Source organism: Pedobacter sp. BMA (assembly GCF_001027745.1).
Lineage (GTDB): Bacteria > Bacteroidota > Bacteroidia > Sphingobacteriales > Sphingobacteriaceae > Pedobacter.
Genome location: NZ_LECU01000006.1, coordinates 785,577 through 802,699 on the forward strand (window position 1 = coordinate 785,577; position 17,123 = coordinate 802,699).

14 protein-coding genes are annotated in these 17,123 nt (G+C 40.4%); 11 read left to right on the forward strand and 3 right to left on the reverse strand.

Annotation, left to right across the window (positions count from 1 at the left end):
- The first annotated feature begins 15 nt into the window (after positions 1-15).
- Positions 16-1,536, forward strand: coding sequence for an MFS transporter (locus tag AB669_RS15485; protein ID WP_047800416.1), 1,521 nt, complete (start codon positions 16-18; stop codon positions 1,534-1,536).
- Entirely contained in the window at positions 1,529-1,792 is a 264-nt protein-coding gene (locus AB669_RS15490; RefSeq protein WP_231582692.1) for a DUF6814 family protein, read from the forward strand. The genes AB669_RS15485 and AB669_RS15490 overlap by 8 nt, the downstream gene beginning before the upstream one ends.
- A gap of 58 nt (positions 1,793-1,850) precedes the next feature.
- Here the strand turns inward: AB669_RS15490 and AB669_RS15495 are convergent, their stop codons facing one another.
- Both AB669_RS15495 and AB669_RS15500 read right to left on the reverse strand, forming a co-directional pair.
- Positions 1,851-3,035 (reverse strand): class I SAM-dependent rRNA methyltransferase, encoded by a 1,185-nt coding sequence (locus AB669_RS15495; protein ID WP_047800177.1) that lies wholly within the window; start codon positions 3,033-3,035, stop codon positions 1,851-1,853.
- 55 nt (positions 3,036-3,090) lie between these two features.
- A complete protein-coding gene (locus AB669_RS15500) occupies positions 3,091-4,113 on the reverse strand; it encodes a LacI family DNA-binding transcriptional regulator (protein WP_047800178.1) in 1,023 nt (340 codons plus the stop codon).
- A gap of 261 nt (positions 4,114-4,374) precedes the next feature.
- Here AB669_RS15500 and AB669_RS15505 point away from each other — a divergent pair, with 261 nt between their 5' ends.
- From AB669_RS15505 to AB669_RS15535, 7 genes are all read left to right on the forward strand, one after another.
- Positions 4,375-7,614, forward strand: a complete 3,240-nt coding sequence (locus AB669_RS15505; protein ID WP_047800179.1) for a TonB-dependent receptor — start codon at positions 4,375-4,377, stop codon at positions 7,612-7,614.
- A gap of 18 nt (positions 7,615-7,632) precedes the next feature.
- Entirely contained in the window at positions 7,633-9,468 is a 1,836-nt protein-coding gene (locus AB669_RS15510; RefSeq protein WP_047800180.1) for a RagB/SusD family nutrient uptake outer membrane protein, read from the forward strand.
- 18 nt (positions 9,469-9,486) lie between these two features.
- Positions 9,487-11,133, forward strand: coding sequence for a DUF4957 domain-containing protein (locus AB669_RS15515; RefSeq protein ID WP_047800181.1), 1,647 nt, complete (start codon positions 9,487-9,489; stop codon positions 11,131-11,133).
- A 72-nt stretch (positions 11,134-11,205) separates the two neighbouring features.
- Positions 11,206-12,231, forward strand: coding sequence for a pectinesterase family protein (locus AB669_RS15520; RefSeq protein WP_047800182.1), 1,026 nt, complete (start codon positions 11,206-11,208; stop codon positions 12,229-12,231).
- Entirely contained in the window at positions 12,231-12,974 is a 744-nt protein-coding gene (locus tag AB669_RS15525; RefSeq protein ID WP_047800183.1) for a rhamnogalacturonan acetylesterase, read from the forward strand. The genes AB669_RS15520 and AB669_RS15525 overlap by 1 nt, the downstream gene beginning before the upstream one ends.
- 146 nt (positions 12,975-13,120) lie before the next feature.
- The gene (locus tag AB669_RS15530; RefSeq protein ID WP_047800184.1) at positions 13,121-13,807 is read left to right on the forward strand and encodes an SIMPL domain-containing protein; all 687 of its coding nucleotides are present in this window, start codon (positions 13,121-13,123) and stop codon (positions 13,805-13,807) included.
- A gap of 100 nt (positions 13,808-13,907) precedes the next feature.
- The gene (locus AB669_RS15535; protein ID WP_047800185.1) at positions 13,908-14,222 is read left to right on the forward strand and encodes a hypothetical protein; all 315 of its coding nucleotides are present in this window, start codon (positions 13,908-13,910) and stop codon (positions 14,220-14,222) included.
- 119 nt (positions 14,223-14,341) lie between these two features.
- Here AB669_RS15535 and serS read toward each other — a convergent pair whose 3' ends face one another.
- On the reverse strand, positions 14,342-15,613 hold the full coding sequence (serS, locus tag AB669_RS15540; RefSeq protein ID WP_047800186.1) for a serine--tRNA ligase: 1,272 nt from the start codon (positions 15,611-15,613) through the stop codon (positions 14,342-14,344).
- A gap of 116 nt (positions 15,614-15,729) precedes the next feature.
- On the opposite strand from serS, the gene rsmI reads away from it, so the two are divergent.
- Together rsmI and AB669_RS15550 are read left to right on the forward strand one after the other, a co-directional pair.
- A complete protein-coding gene (gene rsmI, locus AB669_RS15545) occupies positions 15,730-16,446 on the forward strand; it encodes a 16S rRNA (cytidine(1402)-2'-O)-methyltransferase (RefSeq protein ID WP_047800187.1) in 717 nt (238 codons plus the stop codon).
- A gap of 32 nt (positions 16,447-16,478) precedes the next feature.
- Positions 16,479-17,123, forward strand: coding sequence for a PH domain-containing protein (locus tag AB669_RS15550; protein ID WP_047800188.1), 645 nt, complete (start codon positions 16,479-16,481; stop codon positions 17,121-17,123).

The window sequence follows — 17,123 nt, forward strand, 5'->3', positions numbered from 1 at the left end:
AAATATTTTCAATTTATGAGCGAAACCTTGCCGAAGAATAACATCTTCAAAGTTATCGGTGCATCATCTTTAGGCACCTTAATCGAATGGTACGATTTTTACATCTTTGGCAGTCTTGCTGTCATCATCGGGCATCAGCTTTTTCCTGAAGATGCGGGGGCATCTGCACTGATTAATACGCTGGCTATCTTTGCTGCAGGTTTTATTGTACGCCCTTTTGGAGCGCTGGTATTTGGCCGGCTGGGCGATTTGATTGGAAGGAAGTATACTTTTCTTCTGACGCTGGTTTTGATGGGTGGCTCTACTTTTTTCATTGGGTTGATACCTTCATATAAGACCATTGGTTATGCTGCGCCAATTCTGGTATTGGTATTGAGGTTGATACAGGGTTTAGCCCTTGGTGGCGAATACGGGGGAGCCGCAACTTATGTTGCGGAGCACGCCCCGGAAAACAGAAGAGGCTTTTTTACCAGCTGGATTCAAACGACAGCAACGCTTGGCTTGTTTTTGTCGCTGGGCGTAATTGTCATCACAAAAAATATTCTGGGTGCTGATACTTTCGGCGACTGGGGATGGAGAATACCATTTTTGCTCTCCATTGTTCTCGTGGTGGTATCGGTATACATCAGGATGAAGATGCATGAATCGCCGCTTTTCTCTAAACTTAAGGCTGAAGGGAACATTTCGAAAAATCCTTTGAAAGAAAGTTTTAACAATAAAGCGAATTTTAAAATGGTTTTGCTTGCTCTTTTCGGTGCAACGATGGGCCAGGGGGTTATCTGGTATACGGGGCAGTTTTATGCACAATCGTTTTTAGAGAACACCTGCAAACTTGATTTTAACGATTCGCGGTATATTTTGCTTTGGGGAATTGCTTTTGCAACGCCATTTTTTGTTGTATTTGGTGCCTGGAGCGACAAAGTTGGCAGGAAATGGATCATGCTTTGTGGGATGCTCCTGGGGATTATTTTTTACAGACCAATCTATCAGACATTTCTGGATGATACAGATCCAACGAAAATGGATATGAGTGCTGCAACTTTTAAACTGCCAAAAATTAAACACGAATTGATCGCAGGCACGCCAGACAGTTTACATACTTCCATAACCCAGGTAATGCTTACAAATGGAACTTCATTTAGCAAAGTCCAGGTTGATACGGTATCTGCAAGCAGAGGAGTTTTGCCAGCAAAAGAAGTCATTCGGGATAAGATACTTTCGAAACCTGTTTTCTGGAAGTTTGTCGGTCTTATATTTTTTCAGATTTTGCTGGTTACCATGGTTTACGGGCCGATTGCAGCCTTTCTGGTTGAGTTGTTTCCTACGAAAATCAGATATACTTCTATGTCGTTGCCTTACCATATTGGTAACGGCGTCTTCGGAGGGCTTGTCCCTTTTATCGCCACATTGATCGCGAGTTTTGCGGGTTCCACTCCGCTGTCGGGATTGTGGTATCCGATCGGGATTGCTACACTCAGCTTAATCATCGGAACAATTTATCTATCGAACAAAAAGGACGAACACATTAATGATTAAAGGGATGAATATTTTAAAGAAATTTTTAGGATTAGTATGGATGGTATTGGGACCGGTTGCGATGACTTTTCTATTTCTGCAGGCAGTAGACAAAGTTGGCTTAACCCATACGGATATTGAAAGAACAAATACCATGCTCCAGTGGGCAATTATACTATTTATCTTTTTACCAATTAGCCTGGGTCTGATGATTTTTGGCTTTTATGCGTGGAAAGGGGAGTATGATAAGCTTCCGGACAGTTCGGAAGAGATATAGATTTTGTACACGGAAACACTTAAGTCAGTGTTTCCGCACAAGTATTTGTAGAATGCAATTATAAAACCCTTAGCAAAAGGCCTTTCAGATATTCACCTTCCGGAAAGGAAATCCGGACAGGATGATCTTCCGGCTGGCAGAATTGTTTAATGATTTGTACTTCTTTACCTGCATCGAGTGCCGACCAGGCTATAATCTGCTTAAACGTTTCAATATCCACTGCTCCAGAACATGAAAAAGTAGCGAGTAAGCCACCTTTCTCCAAAAGAAGCATTCCAAGTCTGTTTAAATCCTTGTAAGCGCGCGCCGCACGATCTAATGCCGACCGTGAAGGTGCATATTTCGGCGGGTCAAGGACAATTACATCGAATAACTCACCCGCTTCTTTAAAAGCTCTTAATTGTTTGTTTACGTCAGATTGAATGGCGTTAACCTTACTTACATCAAATTTGTTAAGTTCAACATTTTGTTTCAAGGTTTCTACTGCCAAACCCGAACTATCCACACTGGTAACACTTGCGGCATCGTTTGCTAAACTATTCAGGCTAAAGCCACCGCTGTAGCTAAAGCAATCCAGTACGTTTTTACCCTTTGTGTAACTGGCCAGGATTTGCCTGTTATCGCGCTGATCGCAATAAAATCCAGACTTTTGGCCTTCGGCAATATTGATATTATAGGCAATACCATTTTCTTTTACTTCAAGAAATTCGGGTGGTGTTTCACCCCAAAGCAATCCATTTTCCACAGGGAGGCCCTCGTGAGTTCGGGCAGTGGCATCGCTTTTATCAAAAATGCCTTTAGGTTGCAGCTCGTTCCTGAGTATCTCAACGATTGTTGCCTTCTCTTTTTCAATCCCTGAACTTAAAATCTGTAAGGATAGGAAATCTCCATATTTATCTACGATTAGGCCCGGCAAAAAGTCGGCCTCGCTAAATATCAGTCTGCAGGTATTCGTTTGTTCGCTTAATATAAACTGCCGCGAAGCAATAGCTTGTTTCAGCCTGTTCTCATACCATTGTTTGTTGATCGCTCGCTCTTCATCCCATTCCAGAAGGCGAACGGCAACACGCGAATTGCTATTGTAGTAACCATAGGCTAGAAATTCATTGTCGAAAGCAAAAACTTTTACTACTTCTCCATCTTCAGGTTTTCCTTTAACTTTTTCCAAAGCACCAGAAAATACCCATGGATGCCTTTGCAATGCTGCTTTTTCTTTTCCCTTCTTTAATATGATTTCTACCATTTTGCAAAGGTAGTAATTAGTTTGGAGATAGGTGTTTGAGTAAGAAATCGAATACCTATAGCTTAGGCTTTATCATTTTAACCAGTTCAGTATCTAATATTTTAGTTTCAAATTCAGTTACGGGACGCTTGGCTTCGATCATCGATATCAGTAATTCAGTAGCCACTTGTCCCATTTCAAAGGCAGGCTGTTTAACTGAAGTCAGGGAAGGAGAAAAGAGTTCAACCAGATTGGAGTTGGTAAAGCCAGCTATAGCGATTGTGTTTGCGACTTCAGGATTGGTCTTTTTTAAAGCCATAATACAACCTGTTGTAAGGCGGTCGCTTGATATAAAAATGCCATCAGGTTTTAGCGGTAAAAGTTCTTTCACGGCCTGTTCAAGCTCTTCGCTATGCATTCCTCCGTGCTGGCAATATTTTACCAGATCAGGATTAAACCCAATGTGGTATTTGTTTAATGCTGCCTGGTAACCTTTCAGGCGTTCTCTGGTAATGGACAGGTTTTCTGAATTTGTCAAATGAGCAATGGTGCGCTTACCCGATAAAATCAGGTGTTCAGTAGCGTCAAATGCACCTTTGAAATTGTTGGCAATGACTTTATGCGTTTCAAAATCCTGTGGTACCCGGTCGAAAAATACGATAGGAAGACCTTTTGAATACAAATCGCGCAGATAGTGAAGATCTTGTGTCTCTGAAGAAAGGGCGATCAGCAAACCGTCAATAGATCTGGATGCCAGATGCTCAACGTTGAGTTTTTCCTGCGCAAAAGATTCGTGGCTTTGCGAAATGATGACATGGTAGTCTTTTGCATACGCAATTGATTCAATGCCATTAATTACCTGTGAAAAAAAATTATTGGCTATTTCACTTACAATAATGCCTATGGAGTAGCTTCTTCTTTCTTTCAGGCTGCGCGCAATAGGGTTTGCCCGGTAATTTACCTTCCCAGCATATGCCAATACCAGCTTTTTTGTCTCTTCACTGATTTCGTAACGGTCTCTTAAAGCCCTGGAGACAGTCGATGTCGAAAGTCCCAAAGCTTTAGCAATATCTTTTATGGTCGAAGTTTCAAATCTCATCTTGCGTATTGGGTACAAGTTACGAAAAATATATCTTCTGCTGGTTTTGTAAGGAAGATTAATAAACGTTCAAACTACGTTTTTGGGAACGTTTGCACACTTTTTTAGTTAAATAAAGTTTCATACCATTTTAAGTTTGTAAAATTGCTTACACAACGTAACCAAATATTAACGAACAATAACATTTCGAAATAGAATTATATTCTATGTGCAGCAATTGCACAACGTATATCAGCAACCAAATATTTTAAAATAACAGTTATGAGCAGAGTTCTACTCTTTTTTGCATTTCTCCTTTTTTCAGAATTATCTGTAGCTCAGGCGCAAAACAAACAACTAACCGGAACCGTAAAGGATAAAACTGATGGTCAGCCGCTGGTTGGTGTAAGCGTTACAGTGAGAGACTCGAAAACAGGAGCCAGTACAGATGCCAATGGTATCTATAAGATTAGTGTGCCCGCCAAAGGTGCAATACTTACTTTTACATACATTGGTTATAAAACCAAAAGTGTCGGGGTTACTGACCAGACAAAACTCGATGTTTCTCTTGAGGAAGATGCCAATACCCTACAGGAGGTAACGGTAAATATTGGCTATGGGTCAGTTAGAAAGGAAGCCTTAACGGGTTCAGTATCGTCGATTAAAGGAAAAGATATAGATCAGTTTCCGGTAAGTACGGTAGCTCAGGCTTTGGCAGGTAAAATGGCGGGGGTATCAGTGGCCTCTACTGAAGGGAGCCCGGGAGCAGAGGTGGTGATTAAAGTTCGCGGTGGAAGTTCCTTAACAGGTGACAATTCTCCCCTGTATATCGTGGACGGAATTCAGGTTGAGAATGCACTGTCTATCTTATCTCCGAACGAGATTGAGAGCATGGATTTGCTGAAAGATGTCGCTTCCACATCCATTTACGGTAGCCGCGGAGCGAATGGGGTACTCATTATTACGACTAAAAGTGGTAAAAATGGCCGGACGATTGTATCATTTGATGCCTATGCGGGTGCAAGGCAAATTGTGAATAAGCTTGATGTGATGAACCCTTACGAGTTTGTTAAATATCAGTATGAATTGTACAATAACAATACAGCACAGGATGTAAAAGATACTTTTACCAAGAAATATGGAACTTTTGAGGATCTGGACATTTATAAAAACATCCAGAATATCGACTGGCAGGATAAGGTTTTCGGGCGTCAGGCATGGAGCAATACCCAGATCCTCAATTTATCAGGCGGCAATGAAAAGACAACCTATAATTTTTCAATAAATAATACGGGAGAAGATGGGATCATGCTTAATTCGGGTTATAAAAGAACTTTCGCGTCTTTCCGTTTCGATCATAGAATTTCAGATAAGCTCAGAATGGGGGTGAACGTTCGTTACAGCCGCCAGCGTATTGATGGGGTCGGAACTTCATCTACCGGTTCGCAAGGAACGAATCGCCTGAGGAACTCCGTGCGTTATCAGCCTTATAATGGTGGCAGCGATTCGGGAGATTTATTTGATGCAGATTATTTAACAACAGGATTAACCAATCCTATTACGCTGGCTAACCAGGAGTTGAAATACGATTACAGAAATGACCTGATCAGCAGTGGATATTTGCAATATACGATCCTCAGGAATTTAACTTTTAAGAGTACTGTGGGGATGACTTTCTCCGATAGGAAAATCAATACATTTAACGGACCGGTGAGTAATGTGGCAAGAAACAATGCAGGCTTGCCGGCTATTCAACTGGATAACTCCACGACAAAAAGCATTCTGAACACCAATACCTTAAATTACAAACCAACGCTGGGTAAAGACCATAACCTTGATTTATTAATAGGTGAGGAAACAAACATGATTGATGTAACTGCAGGGAGTTCGACCATCAAATGGTTCCCAGTAAATATTACTGCGGAAGAAGCATTTGGAAGCATCCAGAAAGCAGAGCCACCGGCAGGTTCGGTACAGGATAAGCCAACGTCGCTCATTTCCGGAACAAGACAATTTTCGTTATTTGGACGGGCATCTTATGGTTTTAAAAATAAGTACTTTGCAACCTTCAATTTCCGTACAGATGCATCGTCGTTATTTGCTGAAGGTAAGCAATGGGGATATTTTCCATCAGGTCAGGTAGCATGGCGTGCATCAGAAGAGAAATTTTTCAAAGATCTGGATCTGAAATGGCTGGATAACCTGAAGGTCCGGGTGAGTTATGGTGCTGCAGGAAATAACCGCATCGGACAGGATTTATTCAGAACACTGTTTTATTCAAATTCGACCGCAGGAGGCTATGCGGCTTCTGATGCAGGCGTTACAACTGGCTTAATCACCGGAACCAGTACCGGAACGATTCTATCAAATCCAAACATTACCTGGGAAACCAATACTTCGACTAATGCAGGTTTGGATATTGATCTGTTTAAAAATAAGTTGACACTAACTGTTGATTATTACGATAACAAAACAAAAAACCTGTTATTGAATGCTAATGTACCACAAACTACAGGTTACACTACCCAGCAGCAAAATGTGGGTAAAACCCAAAATACAGGATGGGAATTTCAGTTGAACTATCAGGCAATTAAAACTAAAAACTTTACGTACAATACAAGCTTCAATATTTCATTTAATAAGAACAAAATTGTTGCCCTGCAAAACGGTGTAAGCTCATACATTACCCAATCAGGGTGGGTAAATAGCTTAGGTGATTTTAAAGTTGAGGTAGGGCAACCTGTTGGGCAATTTTATGGGTTTGTATCAGACGGGCGTTATACAGTTGATGATTTTACCTACGTGCAAAATACAAATGGAAGCTATACCTACACTTTAAAATCAGGAATTGCCAACAGCTATGCTTTACTGGGAAATAAAAATCCACAGCCTGGCGATATGAAAGTTAAGAAGTTATCTTCATCATCAAGCATGATCATTGGCGATGATGACAGAACAGTTTTGGGGAATGCGCAGCCGAAATTTACAGGAGGCTTTAACAATCAGTTTGCATACAAGAATTTTGACCTCACTGTTTTCGTAAACTTTAGTTACGGAAGTAAAGTGTACAACGCAAATAAGCTTGAATTTACTTCCCAGTATAATGTAAAGGATAATAATTTACTGGCTGTAATGAATGATCGCTGGCAAAACTTCGATGCCAATGGTGTAAAGGTTACTGATCCGGCATTGTTAACAGCCATGAATGCCAATACAAGCATGTGGACGCCAACAACCGGTAATTACGCTTTAACATCCTATGCCATTGAAGACGGATCTTTTCTGAGAATAAGCAACGTTACCCTAGGTTATACCCTGCCTTCATCATTAATTAAAAAAACAGGCTTCATTTCTAAATTACGGGTGTATGGAACAGTGAATAATCTTTATACCATAACCGGTTATACAGGTTATGATCCCGAGGCCAATACCCGCAGAACAAATCCACTTACTCCGGGGGTAGATTATGCTGCATACCCAAGAAGCAGGTATATTCTTGCAGGAATCAATATGGTATTTTAACATCAACATTAAAGAACAATGAACAATAAATTTATAAAATCTGCTTTAATGGTTATTGCTGTTGGAGCATTGAGTATTACTACTTCCTGTAAAAAATATCTTGATGTGGAATCGCCATCTACTTCTTCACCCGAGGTAGTTTTCGAGAGCACAACTTATACAAATGCCGCACTGATTGCTGTTTATAATCGTCTTTGCGGGGATAATGGTTATGGCAGCCGGATTTCCACGCTGTTTGGATTGGGTGCCGATGATTTTAAAACCTCGGGCAGTTACAGCTCATCTGATCGTAGAGGGATTAGTATGTACGGGGCGAGTTCTGATAATACTGACCTCATCAACCCATTTTTGCAGCTATACGCTGGTATAGAACGGGCAAACATTTGTATCAAATATATTCCTTCTTCCAAACTTTACAGCAACGGTTCTGCTGCTGAGCAGGCACTAATGAAACGCTATTATGGTGAGGCACTGGCACTGAGAGCGCAGTTCTTTTATGAGCTGATCAGAAATTGGGGAGATGTACCTGCATCTTTTGTACCAGCAGCAGACGCAGAAACACTTTATGGGGCTAATGTAGATCGCAATAAGACCTATGATCAGATTATTGCCGACTTAAAGGTTGCGGAAGATCTGGTGCCCTGGAGAAGTGCCCTAACCGAGTATGGCAGTTTTAGGTTTACCAAAGGTGCCATTAAAGGATTGAGGGCAAGAATTGCATTGGCACGTGGTGGTTATTCCCTGAAAGGAACACAAAATGTTCGTGCAAGTGATTACATTACTTATTATAAAATTGCTTATGATGAATGTTTGGATCTGATGAACAACCGTTCTCAGCATACATTAAATCCGGTTTACGAAAATGTTTTTAAATCCCTGCATGGAACCCGGTACGATGATGCTCATGAGTTAATGATGGAGGTAGCAGCTTATGGGAGCAATGCCTCAACTGATAGTAAACTGGGTTACTATAATGGTATCCGGTTTAATTCAGCATCTACTTTTGGCTCAGGCGGTGGCGGTATGAATGCCGTCCCGACTTATTTCTATGAGTTTGATGTAACAAAAGATTGTAGAAGAGATGTTACTATTGGAGTTTTTGAAATCACAGCGACCTCTAAAAAGATCATTAATACCCTGTTTAATATGACGGACGCAAAGTTCCGCAAATCGTGGACCGCTTTTAACGGCTCTTCCTCGTCTCAAAACTTTGCCATTAACTGGCCGATACTGAGGTTTTCAGATGTTTTACTGATGTATGCTGAAGCGGATAACGAAATCAATGGTGCGCCATCCGCTGCGGCGATCAGCGCTTTGCAAGAAGTACAGAGGCGTGCCTATGCAGGCTTTGAGACTCAAATTCCGGCTACACCAACTGATAAAGCAGGCTTTTTCACCTCAATTGTTAAAGAAAGACTTTTGGAATTTGGTGGCGAGGGAATACGTAAGTATGATTTGATCCGCTGGAATTTGCTGGGGAGTAAATTTGATGAAACCAGGACAAAACTAAGGGCCTTAATTGCCGGAAGCGGTGCATACACGGGTGTGCCAGATTATTTATACGCAAAAGAAGGGAACTACCTTCAGGGAACCAGTGTAAATGAAGTTGCAACCTTAGACCTGTATGGGGGTACACCTAACAATGTATTTGTATCGACAGGACTGGGTAGCTCAACTGCGCCAACGGGTTATACCACTAAAAACTGGAGAAAAGCGGTGACTGAAGATAATTCAATTACAGGAACATCTACGGGTTTAGCATATTACTTCGAAGCGAATAAAAAAGAACTTTTCCCTTATCCGAAAACGGTTTTGATTGAAAATCCAAATATTGTTCAGAATAATGGTTACTAATTTATTTACATCCTAATCATGAAAAAAATTATATTGCAACTAGGGATTAAGCTGATGCTTTTATCAGTAATTGTACTGCTGGCTTCATCTTGTAAAAAGACAGATGATGCACCAACAGACCCGGCACGGATTTTTAAGCCGAGCGATGTTAAAATTTCTGCAGGAGAAACGTCTGCTAAATTAACATGGACTTTGCCCTTAATGTCAACCGGTAAGGTTTTGAAATACAGTATTGATTTTTCAACCGATTCACTGTTCTCGACAATTAAATACAGTACAACCGCGGATACTGCGGGGGTAACAGTTACCGAGGATAATCTTGCCGTACGCACCAAATATTATGCAAGGATTAAGGCCAATGCAACGGAAACACAACCTGAATCAAAATATGTACGAAGCGGTGGTTTCCAGTTAACGGGCATTCAGTTGTTTTTACCCATACGGGATAGTGAGGTAAAAGAAAATAATGTAGTGTTGCGATATACGCCAACCGTAGGCTTGAGTACTATTGTTTTAACTCCGGTAACCGGAACTGCAATCACTACAACGTTGAGCCCGGCAGAGGCTTCTGCCGGTTTAAAAGCTATCACGGGTTTAACTGCTGCCACCAAATATACTGCGGAGCTTTTCGACGGGACTAAAAGCAAAGGCATCACCACCTTTACTACCCTTGCACCGACAACCTATACGGTAAGACTTAATCCGGGGGATGATCTGGCAGCGGCGATAACCGGAGCCGCGAACGGAGCTGTTATCGGATTAAATCCAGGGACCTACACGTTAACCGCTACTTCTTTTATCACCCATAAAACAATAACCATTAAGTCAACTTCAGGTAACCCATCTGATACTAAAGTTAATTATAAAGAGTTCGATCTGGAAGGAACCGGAGCCGGGGTTACTTTATCCGGTATTGAATTTGATGGGACTGTCGGCGCCTCATTGTATTTTTTAAACCTGATCGGGTCGCAGGCTGCGAATGGTTCGGCCGCTACGTTCACCAATATTGTTGTCGACAACTGTATTGCACATGGATCTACCACAGCATTTTTGCGCGGCGACCGGGGAACAAATGCAAAAGATTTCAAAATTACCGGAATTACTGTTAACAATTCTGTGGTCTACGACATGGGGGCGAATGGAACCTCAACTTACTATACTTTTAACATCACCAAGCTTCAGTTTAATAGTATTATCGTTTCAAAATCCACACTTTATAATTGTGGTCCTGGTTTGGTATTGGCTTCTACTATTGCTACGGGAGATCAGACTCCTTCAGTACAAATCAGTTATTCTACCATAAACGGCTTTGGCGGAAGCGCTAGATACGCTTTACTTGATGCAAATACTAATCCAATTATCTTTAGTATTCAAAACAGTATTTTTGCTAACACACCAAAATCATCTACCGTTAATGCGGCAGCCATTAGGGGTACGGGAACCGGAAGTTCGTTAAGTATCTCCAACAGCAATTACTTCAACTTATCGACAGCACTCACAGCAGGAACAGCCTTAACTTTCGGCACAGCTACATTAACAAGTAATCAGACAATAGATTTAGGCTGGACAGCCGCAACAACTAACTTTCAGCTTCCGGCAGGTTCTGCACTGAGAACGGCAAGTAACACCGCTACAGCAATCGGCGATCCAAGGTGGACATATTAATTTATTTTTTCAAGGGCAGATTTTTCTGCCCTTTTTTGTTGAAATTTATCGTAACTTTTACATGTTAATCAGATGACGAAATCTGCCTTAAATCTCTATTTTGTTTTCGTATTATTCACTTTAAGTCACTGGCAAAATGCCCTTGCACAAGACCTAAAATATCCCTCAGAAATCACGGTATCCAAAGATGGATCAGCTCTCTACAATACGATCCAGGGAGCTGTAAACGCTGTGCGCGATCTTGGTGAGAAAGAAGTCAAGATTTATATCAAAAATGGAGTTTATCATGAAAAAGTGATCATACCATCGTGGAAAACGAAGATCACCTTAATTGGTGAGAGCAGGGAAAATACCATAATCACTTTTAATGATTATTCAGGAAAGATTATTCCTTCCGGAAAAGACGGATTTGGAAGAGACAAATTTACTACCTATAACTCGTATACCATTTTAGTGCAGGCGAATGACGTTAAACTAATGAACTTAACGGTTGTGAATTCATCCGGACGGGTAGGACAAGCAGTAGCGCTTCATGTGGAAGGTGACCGTTTTATCGCGGTAAATTGCAGCTTATTAGGGAATCAGGATACACTATATACAGCTACAGAAAAAAGCAGGCAATTGTATCGCAACTGTATTATTGAAGGAACAACAGATTTCATATTTGGTACCGCAACGGTTGTATTTCAAGATTGCACAATCAAAAGTTTATCAGATTCTTACATTACTGCGGCATCTACCTCCAAAAATCAAGCTTTCGGATTTGTATTTTTGAATTGTAAACTGATTGCTGATTCACTGGTAACCAAAACCTATCTGGGCAGGCCGTGGCGACCATACGCAAAGACTGTATTTGTTAGATGCGATTTAGGTAAACATATTGTGCCTGCGGGATGGAATCCATGGAAGGGGGATTTAATGTTTCCTGAAAAGGAAAAAACAACATTTTATGCCGAGTACTATAATATCGGTGCTGGTGCCTCGACTCAAAGCAGGGTTCCGTGGGCCAGGCAGTTAAGCGAAAAAGAAAATAAAAAATATACCATAAAAAATATACTCAGTGGAACAGATTCCTGGAATCCACTAATTTCTGAATAATGATGAGAACAAAACTTTATACCTTGCTTGCGGTTTCCATCCTCCTTGGATTAAGCGCCTTTAGATTAGTGCAAAAACAAACCACCGTATACATTATTGGTGATTCAACCGCTGCCAATAAAAGTGTTAATGCTTATCCGGAAACCGGATGGGGGATGGAATTCCAATCTTTTTTTAAAGAACAGATTAAAGTTGATAACCGTGCGTTGAATGGAAGAAGCACAAAGTCGTTCCGGGCTGAGAAAAGGTGGCAACCTGTTTTTGAAAATTTGAAACCTGGTGATTACGTTTTTATCGAGTTTGGCCACAATGATGAAAAGGTAGACAAGCCAACTGTTGGGGTTTCATTAAATGATTTTAAAATTAATCTGGTGAATTATGTAAATGAGACAAGAAGTAAAAAAGCACTTCCGGTACTGCTTACGCCAATTGCGAGAAGAAGTTTTAAAAATGGAGTACTGATCGATACCCACGGAGACTATCCCCGCATCACCCGACAAGTAGCCGATTCATTGAAAGTACCATTGATTGATATGCTGTTGAAAACCGAATCGCTTTTAACCCGATTAGGAGAGCAGGAGTCTATTAAATTATTTAATCATGTAGATTCAGGAAATGTCAACTACCCTAAAGGCAAAAAGGACGATACCCATTTAAGTCCGTATGGGGCTAAGGAAATTGCAGGCCTGGCCGCTAAAGGGATTAAAGAATTGAAGTTAAGTTTGGCGAAACAGTTGAAATAAAAATTTTGCTGTTTAGCTTTTGTAAATCAATTGATTAGGCGTTTATCTGCAAATCATACCGTAGGACAATCGAAATTTTAACAAAACCGGTGTGGAATTTGTGCCGCTTTCACATCTATAGAGTACACACAAAGAAAAACATAATTATGAAAAAGTTATTAGCAATTGCATTCGTTGCATTTTTAGGCCTTTCATCGGCAATGGCACAACAAGCAGATTTACGCAGGAAAATTAATGTTAGTGGTTCAGCCGAAACTGAGGTTACTCCGGATATCATTTACATCGGTATATCTCTTAAAGAATATTTGAACGGGAAAAAGAAGGTAGAGATTACTGACCTGGAAAAACAACTCTATGCTGCGGTACAAAAAGCTGGTATTGCGAAAGAGAATCTCACCATCAGTAACCTGAGTAGCTGGAATTATGCAACGGAAAAAAAGAAAAATCCTGATTTTCTGGCCAGCAAACAATATCGTCTAAAAGTGAACGACCTGAATAAATTTAATGCAATCATCGATGCCATTGATGCGAAAGGCATTGCAAATACAAATATTGAGAGCTATGATTATTCAAAAATTGAAGGCTTAAAAAAGGACTTAAAAATAAAAGCTTTATTAGCGGCTAAAGAAAAAGCAGGGTACATGGTGGAAGCACTGGGAGATAAACTGGGTAGTGTAATCGAAATACAGGATGGTGGCGACAATATTGTACAACCTGTTTATAGAAATTACATGCTTAAATCATCAATGGCTGAAGCAGACACTGCACCAGAAATAGATTTCAAAAAAATAAAACTCAATTTCACTGTAAATGTGGTTTTTGAGATAAAATAAAATATTTAACATTTAGTTTAACGATTTTTTTAAAACCTACCAACACAAATTGGTAGGTTTTTTGTTAAGTACACATCGAAACACTAAAAAATTAAATATTATGAAAAGATTCATTTACACCCTTGCCCTTATTTTCGCTTTAGGAATCAGTTTTAATTCAGTACAAGCTGCTGATAAGCCCGCTAAAAATCCATCAGAATTAACTGCTGAGCAAACCGTGCAATTAGAGAAGATTAAAGATCGTGTAGAAGAGATTAAAGCGATGGATAAATCAAATTTAACTTCTGCAGAACGTAAAGCTTTACGTAAGGAATTGAAAGAGATGAAAAATCAGGCGCGTGCATTGTCTGGAGGTGTTTATCTTTCAGTTGGTGCAATTATTATCATCATTTTATTGTTGATCTTGATTTTATAATCAAAAAACTACATCTACCTATAAATAAAAAAAAGCTTTGCAGCGATGCAAAGCTTTTTTTATGGAGTGATGTTTTAGGATTGCTTCGTACCTCGCAATGACGAGAATCGATTAAGGCTTTAATCGATCATATCAAAACCCGTATATTTGACCAATGCTTCCGGAATTCTGATTCCTTTTTCAGTTTGGTAGTTTTCCAATATTGAAGCCACAATACGCGGTAGCGCGAGGGCACTTCCATTTAGTGAGTGTGCCAGTTGTGCTTTTCCTTCTTTTCCTTTAAAACGAAGTTTTAACCGGTTACTCTGATAAGTTTCGAAGTTTGAAACCGATGATACCTCCAGCCAGCGTTCCTGTGCAGCACTCCACACTTCCATGTCGTATGTCATTGCAGATGTAAAGCCCATATCGCCACCACATAATCGCAATACGCGGTAATGCAGCCCCAATTCTTTTAACAGCGACTGAACATACTGACTCATGTCTTCTAAAGTTTCATAAGATTTATCAGGATGGGTGATTTGCACCACTTCAACCTTATCAAACTGATGTAAACGATTCAATCCGCGTACGTGTGCGCCGTAAGAACCCGCTTCGCGGCGGAAACAAGGCGTATATGCGGTATTCTTAACCGGCAAATCCTCCTCTTTCAGAATCACATCACGGTATAAATTGGTTACCGGAACTTCTGCTGTTGGAATTAAATATAGATCGTCGACAGTTGAGTGGTACATCTGACCTTCTTTATCAGGCAACTGGCCGGTTCCAAATCCCGATGCGGCATTTACCAGATGAGGTACCTGCATTTCTTTATAGCCTGCAGCTGTTGCATGGTCTAAGAAGAAATTAATCAAAGCACGTTGCAATCTGGCACCCTTACCTTTATAAACCGGAAAGCCTGCACCAGTAATTTTCACACCCAGTTCGAAATCGATAATGTCGTATTTTGCGGCGAGCTCCCAGTGGGGTAATGCTTTTGTTGGCAGTTCCGCGGGTGCACCATGCACATAAACCACTTCATTTTCCTCAGCAGTTGATCCTGTAGGAACTAATTGGTTGGGCAAGTTGGGCAACTGAACAACTAAGTTAAATTGAGCTGTTTCCAGTTCAGTTAATTTTTCAGATAAGTTCTTGATGTTTTCCTTATGCGTAGCGGTTTTCAATTTAATCGCTTCTGCCTCATCTTTTTTACCTGTACGCATTAAATCGCCAATTTGTTTGGCTGCTGCATTGGCCTCTGCGGAAATCTGATCAAGCGAAGTTTGCGTGGAACGACGCTCTTCATCAATTTTAATGATTTCATCTACCAACTCAGGTTGTTTAAAGTTACGCACACTTAAACGTTCTAAAACTTTCTCTCTATTTTCGCGGATATAATTAACTTGCAGCATTATTTAATTTTTTTACAAAGATAATAATTAAGTCGTCATTGCGAACGTAGTGCCGCAATCTCTCTTTAAAAGATTGCTCAGTTGGTTCTACCCGAAATGACGGCTATACAGGCACTATGAACGGCAAATTATATCTCGTACCTACTCCGATTGGCAATTTGGAAGACATGACTTTCAGGGCAATCCGAATTTTAAAAGAATGCGACTTAATCCTGGCAGAGGATACCCGTACGAGTGCGCCGATGTTGAAGCATTTTGGTATTGACAAACGCGTGTTTTCCCATCATCAGCATAATGAACACAAAGCAACTGCAGAGATCATCAGATTTTTAAATGAAGGCCAGCAGATTGCGCTGATATCCGATGCGGGCACCCCTGCGATTTCTGACCCTGGTTTTTTTCTGGTACGCGAGGCCATTAAAAATAATATTGCTGTAGAATGTTTGCCAGGCGCAACAGCCTTTGTACCTGCGTTGGTGAATTCGGGATTACCGGCAGATGCGTTTTGTTTTGAAGGCTTTCTGCCTGTAAAAAAAGGCAGGCAAACTAAATTCAAAAAACTGGCAGAAGAAGATCGTACGATCATACTTTACGAAAGTCCACATCGTTTATTAAAAACTTTAGAAGAGTTTGCGCAATACCTTGGTGAAGACCGGCAGGCATCGGTAAGTCGGGAATTGACCAAGATGTTTGAAGAAACTGTCCGCGGAACATTGACAGAAATAAAAACACATTTCGAGAACAATACTTTAAAAGGAGAATTTGTAATTTGCATTGCCGGGAAACCTGCAACAGTGAAAAACAAAAATAAGTATAGCGATGCTGAAGAATAGCATCAGCTTAATTCCAATTAATTAAAAATATTATGATTAGCATAGATAGATTTCTTAGTGACGAGCAAGACCCAAAAGCGGTAGAAAAAGTTATTGGCAAATTGAACGATCTTTTAACTACCGGAGAAGAGCTTTTATACCTGGCAGTACAAAAAAAGCCTGCTGTAAACTTGTTGCCGGATAGTATTGCCATTTCCAACAAAAGAATTTTTTATTGTGAGCCGGGTAACCTCGGACTAACCATGAATTTTAAAGATATCTCCTGGAAAAATATCAAGGAAGTTTCTTTCAAAGAAGAGTTTTTTGGCTCAAAATTTATCTGCGTGCCACAACAGGGTGAAAATATTGTTACCGAATTTATTCCTAAAGTGCAGGCGCGTAAGTTACATCAATCTGCAAATCAGCAGCTGGAAGAATATAAGGAGTTATTGCGTCAGCAAAAACTGGAAGAAAACAGAGCGACTGCTTCACCTATTAATCTTTCTGCACAACCATTTGCAGATGTTCCACTTGTTGAACAATCTGCTCCCGAGCCGATTCAAATTGCGGAGGTTGTTGAGGAGCCGGAAGATGAAACGACATTAAAGTTGCGTAAGCTAAAAACACTTTATGATAAACACCTGATTACACAGGAAGAGTACGAAGCTAAAAAGGCTGCTATTTTAGATAGCTTGTAA

Excerpts from the sequence above, each read along its gene's own strand:
- AB669_RS15495 (WP_047800177.1), bottom strand. The coding sequence starts at position 3,035 with ATGGTAGAAATCATATTAAAGAAGGGAAAAGAAAAAGCAGCATTGCAA.
- AB669_RS15550 (WP_047800188.1), top strand. The coding sequence starts at position 16,479 with ATGATTAGCATAGATAGATTTCTTAGTGACGAGCAAGACCCAAAAGCG.
- AB669_RS15525 (WP_047800183.1), top strand. The coding sequence starts at position 12,231 with ATGATGAGAACAAAACTTTATACCTTGCTTGCGGTTTCCATCCTCCTT.
- AB669_RS15530 (WP_047800184.1), top strand. The coding sequence starts at position 13,121 with ATGAAAAAGTTATTAGCAATTGCATTCGTTGCATTTTTAGGCCTTTCA.
- AB669_RS15500 (WP_047800178.1), bottom strand. The coding sequence starts at position 4,113 with ATGAGATTTGAAACTTCGACCATAAAAGATATTGCTAAAGCTTTGGGA.
- rsmI (WP_047800187.1), top strand. The coding sequence starts at position 15,730 with ATGAACGGCAAATTATATCTCGTACCTACTCCGATTGGCAATTTGGAA.
- AB669_RS15520 (WP_047800182.1), top strand. The coding sequence starts at position 11,206 with ATGACGAAATCTGCCTTAAATCTCTATTTTGTTTTCGTATTATTCACT.
- AB669_RS15515 (WP_047800181.1), top strand. The coding sequence starts at position 9,487 with ATGAAAAAAATTATATTGCAACTAGGGATTAAGCTGATGCTTTTATCA.
- AB669_RS15505 (WP_047800179.1), top strand. The coding sequence starts at position 4,375 with ATGAGCAGAGTTCTACTCTTTTTTGCATTTCTCCTTTTTTCAGAATTA.
- AB669_RS15535 (WP_047800185.1), top strand. The coding sequence starts at position 13,908 with ATGAAAAGATTCATTTACACCCTTGCCCTTATTTTCGCTTTAGGAATC.
- serS (WP_047800186.1), bottom strand. The coding sequence starts at position 15,613 with ATGCTGCAAGTTAATTATATCCGCGAAAATAGAGAGAAAGTTTTAGAA.
- AB669_RS15485 (WP_047800416.1), top strand. The coding sequence starts at position 16 with ATGAGCGAAACCTTGCCGAAGAATAACATCTTCAAAGTTATCGGTGCA.
- AB669_RS15510 (WP_047800180.1), top strand. The coding sequence starts at position 7,633 with ATGAACAATAAATTTATAAAATCTGCTTTAATGGTTATTGCTGTTGGA.
- AB669_RS15490 (WP_231582692.1), top strand. The coding sequence starts at position 1,529 with ATGATTAAAGGGATGAATATTTTAAAGAAATTTTTAGGATTAGTATGG.